This is a genomic window from Pseudoalteromonas sp. S16_S37 (genome assembly GCF_014694405.1).
In the GTDB taxonomy this organism is placed as follows: Bacteria; Pseudomonadota; Gammaproteobacteria; order Enterobacterales; family Alteromonadaceae; genus Pseudoalteromonas.
Map to the genome: position 1 here is coordinate 100,091 of NZ_JAAUWV010000004.1, position 11,772 is coordinate 111,862.

The following is an 11,772-nucleotide window of genomic DNA, read 5'->3' on the forward strand; positions in this document are numbered from 1 at the left end:
AAACGCGTCATAGATAGATGATGAATGCTTACGATGGTATCCTCTTGGCCAATAAAAAATAGATTTTGAGGTAATAAAAAATGGATGCCATCGAACTACTTACCACCCGTCAATCAGATAGCAATTTATCTTTTCCTGGCCCATCAGCTGAACAACTCGAAGTAATAAAAAAAGCGGCCCTTAAAGTGCCAGATCATGGTGGTTTAACGCCTTGGCAGTTTATTATTGTTGCTGATGATGCACGCGATAAATTAGGTGAAATTTACTACCAAGCGGCTGTTGCGGAAGAGCAAGATGAAAGAACAATCAGTCGTGCAAAAGCACTGCCTCAGCGTGCGCCGATGATCATTATTACCGTTTCGCCTTATCAAGAACACCCAAAAGTTCCCAGAATTGAACAAATTGAAAGTGCAGCGTGCAGTGTATTTGCAATGCAGCAGGCTGCCTTTGCACAACGTTTATCTGGAGTGTGGAGAACGGGCTATTTTGCACAAAGCCCAACTGTAAAATCTCTGCTAGGGTTAAATGAGAAAGATGAAATTGTTGGTTATCTATATTTGGGTACGCCCACTGTAGAGTGTACAAAACCAGTACGACACACACCAGACACATTTTTTACTGAGCTTTAAAGGGTTTTTGCTATGTCACTGCATGTTATTGACCATCCATTAGTACAACATAAACTAGCGTTATTAAGAGAATATGGGATCAGCACCAAAAGCTTTCGGGAATTAGTGAGTGAAATTGGTACATTGCTCACTTACGAAGCAACCAAAGACTTGCCTTTGCAAGCTAACCTTATTAAAGGCTGGCAAGGTGATGAGATAGAAGTTAATAAACTACAAGGCAAAAAGATAACGGTAGTGCCGATTTTACGCGCGGGCTTGGGCATGATGGATGGTGTGATGGAATTAATTCCGTCCGCTAAAGTGAGCGTAGTAGGGCTGCAAAGAAACGAAGAAACCCTTGAGCCTGTTCCATACTTTGAAAAACTGGTTGGCAAAATTGAGCAGCGCTTAAGTTTGGTCATAGATCCAATGCTCGCAACCGGTGGTTCGATGATTGCGACCATTGATATGCTCAAAAGTGCTGGGTGTACACACATTAAAGCCATTGTTTTAGTTGCCGCACCTGAAGGTGTTAAAGCAACCTTAGAGGCGCACCCTGATATTGAAATTTACACCGCAGCTTTGGATAGCCATTTAAATGAGCACGGCTATATAGTACCTGGCCTTGGTGATGCGGGTGATAAGATTTTTGGTACGGTTTAGATTAGTACAACACCTCGTTTAGGATATAAGTATGCATTGCAAACTCGTCGATGTATTTAGTAAGCAAAAACTGCAAGGTAATGGTTTAACTATCTTTTATGATTTTGACGAGCATCTAGACAAGCGCAAGATGCAGGCGTGGACAAGGGAGATGCGTCAGTTTGAGTCGATTTTTGTTAATACAAACGCACAACCTTACCGCGCATGGATCTTTACCATGGAAGAAGAGCTTGATTTTGCAGGGCATCCACTGCTGGGTCTTGCGTATCATCTGCATGAAAGTATTGGTACACCAAACGAACAATGCCATTGGTCTATTGAGCTAAATCACACCGTGGTAGAACTTTCGAGTTTTTGGGAAGGTAAACATTTTAAAGCGTCAATGCACCAAGGTGTGCCTGAATTTATTGCAACCCTCAGCGCAGCGCAGGCGGAGCCGTTTTATGAAGCTCTCGGGATTGGCCATTTACAGCCCCATGACTATTCGGCGCAAGTGATAAGTACGGGGTTGCCTTATTTAGTTGTGCCCATTGAACATGGTTTGAGCAAAGTAGTATTTAAAACAACAGAACTTGAAACCATGCTCGAAAAGTATCACGCGAAATTTTTATATCTAGTTGATATTAATAATTTTGAAGGTCGAACGTGGGATAACCGAGGCTCTGTAGAGGATATAGCTACAGGCAGTGCCGCAGGGCCCGTTGCGGTGTATTTATTTGAACATGGCTTAACAACCCATAAAAAGGTAACGATTAAACAAGGTCGCTTTGTTGATAGACCAAGTGAAATTGACGTTGAGCTTGTTTGCGAACGAGATCAGATCTCGGATGTGGTTGTCAGCGGATATGTTACAAAAGTGGGTTCTTTTATTCCTCAATGAAAGCTAACCTCCTAAGTATGAAAGCAACTTTGATTAAGTTTGTATTACGCATATTAGTCTGGCCTGCAGCCTTTGTGTGGTTTGGCATAAGCTTGGTGAGCATATGGGTGTTTATTCGCGATTTTCACTTAAGCATTGCTGCTGTATTGAGTCTTGTTTTCGCTATCATAGGCCTGCTTTCTTTATTGGTTATGTCAGTGAGCGCACTTAAATATCCAGCTATTTCTTTATTACACGTTGTCGTGTCGCAGCTTGGATGCGCTGTTTTGGGTTTTGTGATGTATCAGGGATTATTTAATGAACCCATTATGGTGCTCAGCGGACTATCTTTGCTCCTTGCATGCTGTGTTGTGAGTGTTGATTTTATTTTGACACGATTGAAATAAATTCGCTGAGTTGTAAACTGGCGAGTTCTTTGTACAAGTATTTAAAAATAACTGTATTAACGTCGAGATTTATTCCATCGCCCAGTAGCCAGCTTCAATAGTTTTAGGAATTTCGGACACTCAAAATGGTCGGCAGCTGGGCAATTAGCCGCATGGCGAAGACTATCTCGCATCAAAGTCAGTTGGTTGATTTGAGCCTCTATCTCATCAGCTTTTGAAAGCAACAAATCTCTATTAACCTGCATATTGCCATGCAATAGCATCTGTTTAATCTCATCAAGAGATAATCCAGCTGCGCGCCCCAGTGAAATAAAAGCCAGCCTTTGCACAATATCACTGGCAAATACTCTTTTTATACCACAGCGTCCAATTGATTTAATTAAGCCTATTTCTTCGTAGTAACGTATCGTAGATGCGGGTAGGTTTGAGCGTTTTGCCGCTTCCCCAATATCCATAACAAATGCCCTTGACTTAAAGTTGACTTGAAGTTGTAGCATGGTCGCATAATTATCAAGTAGCAGCCAAGAGGATCTATTTATGTGGGATGAAAGGTACAATTCAAAGCAGTATGTATATGGAACACGCCCGAACGATTTTTTAAAAGAGCGCGTTCAGTCTTTGCCTAAAGGAAGAATACTCAGCCTAGCGGAGGGCGAGGGCCGTAATGCAGTATTTCTTGCTCGGTTGGGCTATAAAGTTACAGCGGTTGATAGCTCAGCAGTCGGTTTAGAAAAGGCACACAAACTCGCAAGTCTTCATGGTGTGTCAATTGAGTGCATTCATGCAGATTTAGCCGAGTTTGAGTTTGGCGAAAATCAATGGCATGGCATCATTTCAATACTTTGCCCTTTACCATCATCAATAAGAAAGTTGGTTTATCAAAAAGTAGAGAAAGGATTGCTAAATGGAGGTGTGTTTTTAACGGAATCTTATACCCCTAAACAGCTTCGCTACGGCACTGGTGGAGGGGATTGTATTGATACTATGCAAACCAAGGCAACATTAACACGAGAACTACCGAATCTAGAGTTTAACCATCTTTTTGAGCTCGAGAGGGAAATAATCGAAGGGGATTTTCACACAGGGTTAGGTGCTGTGGTGCAAGCGATTGCGACAAAGTATGGCTAAATTTTTAAATCAAATGATGAAAATCAGACAAGCAATGTTGAAATAAGCTCGACTGCAAAAAAGGTGTCGTTGTTATTTTTAGTTTTTTAGGATATCACAATGTAACCTGGACTTGGGATAATGGATACGACCAAGGTATTGATATCAATCCATTACCAGAACGAACTATTCTGGGCTGCTACGTTTGTTCAGTTTTTCCACTCCCCCGTAAGTGAGCTACAGCTAGCAAATTCAGTATGGAAATGCGCAAAAATGCACTGCTGTAACATTTCACTTCTCCCGTGTCTGGGTTACGCGGATTAACCCAGTAACAAATTTCTGTAACTGTCTGATTTTGATTGAATCTGTTAGGTGGTCTTCTAATTGGAAAGTAAACCGATTTGAGGTTGTTTTTATCACTGAGTCATAACACGGGCAGTGGACAATTTGATCGTGGAAATATCGATATTTGATTTGGGGTAAAGTAACTTTGCAAAAACTGACTAATTAAAAGCCCTTGTTCAAGCCTGGAGTCTGCTGGATTATCACAGCATTGCTTATCAACGGCGTTTTTCTGAGTTACTCAACAAGCAATTATTTTGTGCCTGTTAGTTTTTAGTCGCTGGCTTTGAAAGCCACAGAGCGAGTTTTTCAATTACTTTTTGAGCGACAATGGGTTTAGTGAGGTAGTCATCCATTCCAGCATCGAGACACTTTTGCCTATCTCCTTGCATAGCATTTGCTGTCATGGCAATAATAGGAATAGATACCATCGCTTCGCCACAGCTACCATTTCGAATATTTTCTGTTGCTTGATATCCATCCATTTGTGGCATCTGGCAGTCCATTAGAATTATACTAAATGGTTCTGTATCAGCTTGGGTACGAATTTTTTCAAGCGCTTGTATACCGTTTGCTGCAATTTGAACTTCAAGGCCAATGTTTTGTAACACCTTTAGTGCAACAAGCTGGTTTATTTTGTTATCTTCCACAAGCAATACGCGAGTATTGTCAGCCCAATTAAATTCGCATACATCAGTGGAGGAATCCTTAATCAATTGATTCAAATTATTCTGTTGTTCAACGATTGACCAAGCTTTGCGATTCGAGGCTGATAACACATGCAAAAGAGCTGTTTGGGTAACCGGCTTACACAAATATTGTTCAGTGTCAGAGTTATGTTCTTGACCATGTTGGTAGTAATCTTCAAACTCGGTCATCGCAACAAATTTTACAGGTGTAAAGCTTACATCTTTTTGTAGTTTATCCGCAAAAGATCTATTTTGGATATTTAATAACCCCTTATCATAAAAAACGATATCAAAAGGCTGGTAGTTTTCTAGGTGACTGAGATTGTGTTGTTCAAGTATGTTTAGAAGGGAGGTGAGCTGATCAGCCTCTTTTACAGTCACACCCCAGCATTCAAGTTGATTTTTAATTGCTTTACGCGATGCTGTGTTACTGGTTGCAATTAGTACGTGTAGCTTCACTTCATCAAACTGATATATCCTTTTAGGTCCTGCTAGAGTAACTTCGCAAGTCACCGTAAAGCGGCTGCCGCCCCCTTCATCGCTTACTACTGATACATCGCCATTTAGCATCTGACATAACCGTTTAGTGATGCTTAAACCAAGTCCTGTACCGCCATATTTACGTGTGGTTGATGCATCTACTTGGCTAAAAGAGTCAAATAATGAAGCGAGTTTGTTTTTTGGGATTCCAATACCTGTATCAGAGATCTCGCAGCTCAAAATATAACGGTCGCTACTCTCTATTGGCATAAGCTTAGCTACGATGGTAACTTCACCTCGCTCGGTAAATTTGATGGCGTTACTAATAATGTTGCTAAAAATTTGCCGAATCCGATTGGGGTCTGAACGCAAAATAGGAGTGTGTATGTCAGCTAAGTTAAGCACAATTTCAATGCCTTTACTTTGCGCTGATAACGCCATTGATTCAGCGAGTATTTCCAAAAGTTCAATAAAATCAAAATCAATGCACTCTAGTTCTAGCTTATCAGCTTCGATTTTAGAAAAGTCTAAAATATCGTTGATTAGCGTTAGAAGAGAGCCTGCACTCGTACTTGCAATATCTATCGCATGTTTTTGTTCAGGGCGAAGTGAATCTGATTTTAGAAGCTCTAACATTCCAATGACGCCATTCATCGGAGTTCTAATTTCATGACTCATGTTTGCGAGAAAATCTGACTTGAGTTGGGTTGCTTCTTCAGCTTTTACCAACGCAGTAGCTAAATCCTTTGCTTGTGCAGCTAAAGATGCTGTTTTCTCTGAAACTTGCTTTTCGAGCTGAGATACAAATTGTTTTTGTCTATTGATCTCCAATCGCTGCAAACGAGTTCTTAGATAAATAACCATAAAGACAATAGCGCTAATGAATAATAGATAGAAAATGTAGGCCCACCAAGTTTGCCAAAATGGAGGTGCAACGTGCAGGTTTATGGTGAGTAATTTATCTCCCCACTCGCCGTTACTATTAGTAGCCTTAACTAAAAACCGATAATCTCCGCCATCAAGGTTTGTAAAAGTAGCCATATTACGATTACCGATCTCTATCCAGTGCTTATCGTATCCCTCCAGTTTATAAGCATATTGATTTTTTTGAGGGGAGGTAAAGTCAAGAACTGAAAACTCAAGAGAGAATACATAGTCTAAATGAGATATCTCAATGTCAGTGACATAGGAATAGGGGAGATCAAGGGAAACAGCTTGGCCCATTATATTAAAGCCAGTCAAAACAATATTTGGATCAATAACATCGGAGCGTAGTGAGTGGGTACTAAAGTATTCTACACCTCTAGGACTACTTGTAAATAAAGTTGTATTTGCACCTTTTACTAAGCTACTAGGGTAGTAATTGATGCCCAATAAACCATCTTGACTATCAAAGTTTTTAACCGTATGATTTAAAATGTTAAATCTAGAAATGCCTTTGTTTGTGGTTAGCCATAAGTGGCCCTCATCGTCATCCGAAATAGCTCTGATTAGATTGGTAGGTAACCCATGCTGTTCGTTAAAGTGTTGAAAGCTATGTGATTCAGGTTGATACAAGTTGAGTCCCTTTTGGGTCGCAATCCATATTTTGCCATCACTTACTTGATGGATGTCTTGCACAATACTGCCCAAAAGACTGTCAGATTGATATTGATTACTTTTTAGAGGTAAAAAGCGCTGTTCATTTTGTAGCCAAATATTAATACCATCTCCAGTGCCAACCCACATATTGCGGTCTTGATCTTTAAATATTTCGAGAACTTCAGGGTGAGACAAACCAGCTGCAGTACTTAAGTGGGTGAACGAGTTACGGTGTGGATTGTATAAATACACCCCGTTTTTATATGTGCCTATCCAAATATGACCATTTGTGTCTTGGCTCAATGCCTTAATTTCCCTAAACTCTTGGTGCTTCGGATCATCTTTGGGATAGGTCACTAACTGAACGCTATTTTTAATAAGATCAAACTTGGCTAAGCCTTCGTCTTGAGCGACCCATAATAGGTTGTTATTGGCTAAAAATAGAACTGGTCGTTCTAATAGACGGTTATTGTTGAAGCCATTTTTTTCATTAAAAACAGCACCTGATAATTTGCTTAGCCTTTGCTCCCCCGAGTGCCACTTAAAAATTTCAGACTTTGAGTTCGCAATTAAAATATCACCGTCTTTATCGGGTAAAATTCCGTTGGGAGCGCTTAGCTCAGGATGTTTTAGTGACTTGAATTTTCTATGTCGTACAAGTTTGTATATACCATGTACTTCGTTTGTGATCCAAAGTGTTTTGGCACTGTCTTCAAAAATAATTCTTAAGCCGTTATTATGAGCAAGGTCTAACTGTTCAATTTTATCAACAGCACTGGAGTACCTGAATACACCATTGCTGGTTACGAACCAAATAAAACCTTCGCTATCTTCTATCATCGAATTTACTTGGCCTAAGCTCTCACCATTAGGTGCGCTAATAGGTGTAAAGTTCGTTGAGTCGGTATCAAAAACAAATGAGCCTTTTTGGGTGCCCACATATATTGTTCCATCACTACTTTTTAAAATATGCCTAATTTCGTTGGCACCAGTCGGTGTATTGTTTGTAGGGTCTGGTAAATAGTATAGGAGGGTGTTTGACAGTTTATTGTAGAGGTTTAAACCATAACTAGTCGCGACCCAAATTGAGTGTTTATCATTATCTTCTATGTCCCAAATTCGATTGTGAGTAAGAGCAGAATTATCTTGCTTAAGATGGCCGAATCTACCGTCACCTAAATAACGATTTAATCCTTGATCGTAGGAGCCAAGCCAAATAATGCCCTCTTGATCATGATGTAGTGATTGGATCCTGTTTGCGGAAATCGAATCTGTTCGTTTAGGGTCGTGAAGAAAGTTTGTAAATTTTCCTGTTTTGGGGTCGTATCGATTAGCGCCTCCTCCCCAGGTACCAATCCATATATTGCCATAATTATCTAGCATGAGATTTCCTGCATCATTGTGAGATAGCGTATTTTCGCTCATGTTATCAAATTCAAACAGAGTGACTTTGCGTCCATCAAAACGCATGACGCCATTTTCGGCAGTACCAAACCAGAGCAATCCTTGATGATCTTGGATAATAGAATAAATTTCGGAAGAAACAAAACCATCTTCTGCTGTGAGTGTCTTTACTGAATACTCATTGACTAAAAATGCAGATTGGGCAAAAGAACACTTGAGTTGCAAGACCGCAAACAGTAGCAATGCGTACACAAAATATTTAGTCATAAGCTCTTTCATTAAAAGTATTGTTAAAAACTTACTTCATGTTCATTAACCTGTTCATTATTTCTCTACGTTGGTATGTATATCAATGCACGTATTTTGAATCACTGCTATACAACTAAAGTTGAGAAAAAATGCATTTAAACCTTAAACTGCTCTAGCATGTTTTCTTGTTCTGCTATCTTTTCTACTTGGCTCTTCATTGTGTAATCGACGGTTTTTGCTTCATTAAAGACCATATCAGAGATATTTCTGATCTCCATAGCATTGGTGTTTACTTCACTGACCACTTGTCTTTGCTCATTAAGCATATCCGCAATTTGCAGATTTAATTGCACTATGTGTTCAATCGCAGTACGAATGGCTTGCAGTGAATCGCTGGTTTCATCTGCTTTACCCACTGTTTTTTCTACCACGCTTTGACTTTGCTTCATCACTTGTACTGCATTGACAGCACCAGCTTGCAGTTGGTCAATCATGTTTTTAATTTCAGTTGTGGCCTCTTGTGTGCGTTGGGCTAGGGTGCGTACTTCGTCTGCAACAACCGCAAATCCACGGCCAGACTCACCTGCGCGGGCAGCTTCAATCGCAGCGTTTAGTGCCAACAAGTTGGTTTGTTCAGCAATACCATTGATAACAGACAAAATTTGCTCAATACCGCTTGTGGATACTTCTAAATCATTCACGACGTCTACCGCAGTTGATATTTGCTCTGACAAATGAGCTATCGTATCAGTGGTTTGCGCAACAATCTTTTGCCCTTCAACTGCAGCTGTATCTGTATTTTGAATCGCCTCTGCAGCTTCCTGCGCAGAGTTGGCGACACGTTGTTCTGTTTCAGACATATGCTCTGTCGCTGCAGTTAGAGACGTTAGAGATTCTAACTGCCTTGAAATAGCATTGCTTGATTGGTTTGCTCCAGAAGAGGTTTGTTTGGCGTCTTCAAGAATTTCATGTCCGAGTACTTGAATATCTGCGATAAGCTGTTGCAAACGTGCAGTAAACAGGTTGAAATTTTCAGCCAGCGAAGCAAACTCAGGGTCACTATTGGTATTAAGTCTTACCGTTAAATCGGCATTCCCTTTAGCAATGTTCGCCATTGCATCATTAATATCAGATAGCGGCTTGAGTAAGAGGTTAATAACAAAAGATAAAACCACGATACTGATGATCACAAATAATGTAGTAAATAAGATAGAGTCCTGAGTGACTTCTGTAACAGCCCCAAATACTTTGTCTTTTTCCAATGCCACACCGACTAACCAGTCAAAACCCTCTACTTTTTGGAAATCAATGAGATACTCGGTGTTGTTCAACGTGATGTATTGTAGGTTTTGGCTAAATGCGGTATTACCCAAAAATTTACTTGCTTTATCACCGTTAAGACTGACATTAGGGTGAGAAATAATAGTGCCATCAGTACTAACCATGAACGCAAAACCAGCATCAAACAAGTTGAACGAGTTAATCATATCGCCAAGCTTGGCTAAACTCACATCATAAAACAACGCACCGTGAAAACGACCTTGCTTTGTTACTGGTGTACCAACAGATACGACAATTTCTTTACTCACAGAGTCGGCATAAGGTGCTGTGACTATTAGCTTTCCCGCATCCTTGGCATCAGTGTACCATGGCCTTTTACGAGGATCCCAAGTAGGGCCAGGGTTCCAAGAAGGATCGCTGGCTATATATTTGCCTGTGCTTTCTTCGCCATAGCCAATTAACAAAAATTGTTCTGTTAGTTTTGGCTGCGATAAAATTGGATATGCACTTTGTAAAGAGTCTGTTTCGGATATCAAAGACGTCGCCAATGTGGCTAAATCGATACTACCTTGCATTTGTGCTGTGACGGTATTACTGATCCCTTGGATTATTTCATTAACACTATGACTAACTTGTAATTCTAAATTTTGTTTAATTGAAAAGTATTGTTTGATTGATAAAACGCTGAGCGCAAGAAACAAGACTAACGAGGATACAATAACAATTTTGTGTTTGAACTTCACGGCACATCTCCAACACTCGACATCATATAAATGTAAAACATTAACAAAAACTTGCAATGTTAGTTTTGCTTTAATGTACCAGATATCGCAAAACTTTAAACAGTTAGATTAATTTGCTTTAAACATTTATGTAATATATTTGTTACTTATCCAGCTTCTATCATAATAGATGTTTTCCAATCCCTGTCTTTTGTACGTGAGTTAGATTCTTTAAAGATACAATTGTCGCCAAAGTTGATACTAAAGGCGTATTCAAGTCGCATTCATATTGGTCCTTTATTATTGTATATTGCATTGTGATTAACTCAATAATCGAAAGGGTAACTTATGAATAAGTTAACTAATTTACTATCCATAACAGCAGCAATCATTTTAGGCGGTTGTGGCGGTTCATCTGATTCAAGTAGTTCAGCAGCACAAACAACGCCAACAGTTGTTACAACTACAATGTCTTTAGGAGTATCAGATGCGCCAGTGAGCAACGTTAAAGCTGTCAATGTTATGGTCGACGGTGTTGTGCTACAAAAAGATGATGCGCGGACAAGCTATGAAACAAAAGATGAAAATGGTAACCCGATCATCATTAACCTACTTGACTACAGTGGAGATAAGATATTTCCATTGCTAGATTCTGTGGAGCTTGAATCTGGCGAATATCAGTGGCTAAGAGCAAACATTGTTAATGGTAGCAGCGTAGATAACCTTTCTTTAGGGTCACACCTTGTCTATAACGATGATTCGCAGGTACCGCTTGATGTAAAGCGTAAGGGGAGTGATGGGGTCGGTGAAATCCAAATTAACAATGTTGTTGTTAATGAAGGGGCTAACTCGTTTGTATTAGAGTTTGACCTTAATCGCTCTTTGGTGGCACCGCAAAGTGGCAATACGGTGTTCTTGAAACCGACGGCGATTCGTTTGGAGAATACAGCGCAGACTTTCACCGTGTCAGGTTCAGTCTCTGAGGAATTAAAATCGGCATGTATTGCTGATAACAGTGAACTTGCGCCTGAGCAGGGTCAGTTCAAACATGTGATTTACTTGTACGATGAGCAAGCCGCACAGCCGAGTGATATTTTTGAAACAGACCCGGTGGATAGCAACTCACCTATTGCAACTGCAACGTTGGAAGAGAATAATGAATTTGCTATCGCCTTTATCGAACCTGCAACGTATCAAATCGCGTACAGTTGCTTGGGCCACTTGGATGATGTTGAAGTGCAGGATGTGGATTTTTCACTCTACCAACTAAAAAGTCAGAGTGTGTCACAAAACACGACTGTCGCTTTCGAAACAACTCCCTAAACGACTCTTTTAGAGATAACCCAAACCCAATGGCCCATTTGTCATTGGGTTTTTTGC

General features: G+C 40.1%; 9 protein-coding genes. 6 read left to right on the forward strand and 3 right to left on the reverse strand.

Annotated elements, in window-relative coordinates; genetic code table 11:
* The first annotated feature begins 80 nt into the window (after positions 1 to 80).
* The 4 genes from HC733_RS03570 to HC733_RS03585 are packed head-to-tail and all read left to right on the forward strand — an operon-like array spanning position 81 to position 2,537.
* Positions 81 to 629 (forward strand): NAD(P)H nitroreductase, encoded by a 549-nt coding sequence (locus HC733_RS03570; protein ID WP_190363680.1) that lies wholly within the window; start codon positions 81 to 83, stop codon positions 627 to 629.
* Positions 630 to 641: 12 nt separating this feature from the next.
* Positions 642 to 1,271 carry a uracil phosphoribosyltransferase gene (gene upp / locus HC733_RS03575; protein ID WP_190363681.1) on the forward strand — a complete coding sequence of 210 codons (630 nt, stop codon included), beginning with the start codon at positions 642 to 644 and terminating at the stop codon, positions 1,269 to 1,271.
* Positions 1,272 to 1,302: 31 nt separating this feature from the next.
* On the forward strand, positions 1,303 to 2,151 hold the full coding sequence (locus HC733_RS03580; RefSeq protein ID WP_190363682.1) for a PhzF family phenazine biosynthesis protein: 849 nt from the start codon (positions 1,303 to 1,305) through the stop codon (positions 2,149 to 2,151).
* Positions 2,148 to 2,537, forward strand: coding sequence for a hypothetical protein (locus tag HC733_RS03585; RefSeq protein ID WP_238937419.1), 390 nt, complete (start codon positions 2,148 to 2,150; stop codon positions 2,535 to 2,537). The genes HC733_RS03580 and HC733_RS03585 overlap by 4 nt, the downstream gene beginning before the upstream one ends.
* A gap of 56 nt (positions 2,538 to 2,593) precedes the next feature.
* On the opposite strand, the gene HC733_RS03590 is transcribed toward HC733_RS03585, so the two are convergent.
* Positions 2,594 to 2,992 carry a helix-turn-helix domain-containing protein gene (locus tag HC733_RS03590; protein WP_190363684.1) on the reverse strand — a complete coding sequence of 133 codons (399 nt, stop codon included), beginning with the start codon at positions 2,990 to 2,992 and terminating at the stop codon, positions 2,594 to 2,596.
* Positions 2,993 to 3,074: 82 nt separating this feature from the next.
* Here HC733_RS03590 and HC733_RS03595 point away from each other — a divergent pair, with 82 nt between their 5' ends.
* Positions 3,075 to 3,665: a class I SAM-dependent methyltransferase gene (locus HC733_RS03595; RefSeq protein ID WP_190363685.1), complete on the forward strand. Its 591-nt coding sequence runs from the start codon at positions 3,075 to 3,077 to the stop codon at positions 3,663 to 3,665.
* Between the two features lie 587 nt (positions 3,666 to 4,252).
* Here the strand turns inward: HC733_RS03595 and HC733_RS03600 are convergent.
* Together HC733_RS03600 and HC733_RS03605 are read right to left on the reverse strand one after the other, a co-directional pair.
* Positions 4,253 to 8,407: a hybrid sensor histidine kinase/response regulator gene (locus HC733_RS03600; protein WP_190363686.1), complete on the reverse strand. Its 4,155-nt coding sequence runs from the start codon at positions 8,405 to 8,407 to the stop codon at positions 4,253 to 4,255.
* Positions 8,408 to 8,544: 137 nt separating this feature from the next.
* A complete protein-coding gene (locus HC733_RS03605) occupies positions 8,545 to 10,413 on the reverse strand; it encodes a methyl-accepting chemotaxis protein (RefSeq protein WP_190363687.1) in 1,869 nt (622 codons plus the stop codon).
* 327 nt (positions 10,414 to 10,740) lie between these two features.
* Between HC733_RS03605 and HC733_RS03610 the strand changes: the two genes are divergently transcribed.
* The gene (locus HC733_RS03610; RefSeq protein WP_171624491.1) at positions 10,741 to 11,715 is read left to right on the forward strand and encodes a DUF4382 domain-containing protein; all 975 of its coding nucleotides are present in this window, start codon (positions 10,741 to 10,743) and stop codon (positions 11,713 to 11,715) included.
* The last annotated feature ends 57 nt before the right edge of the window (positions 11,716 to 11,772 follow it).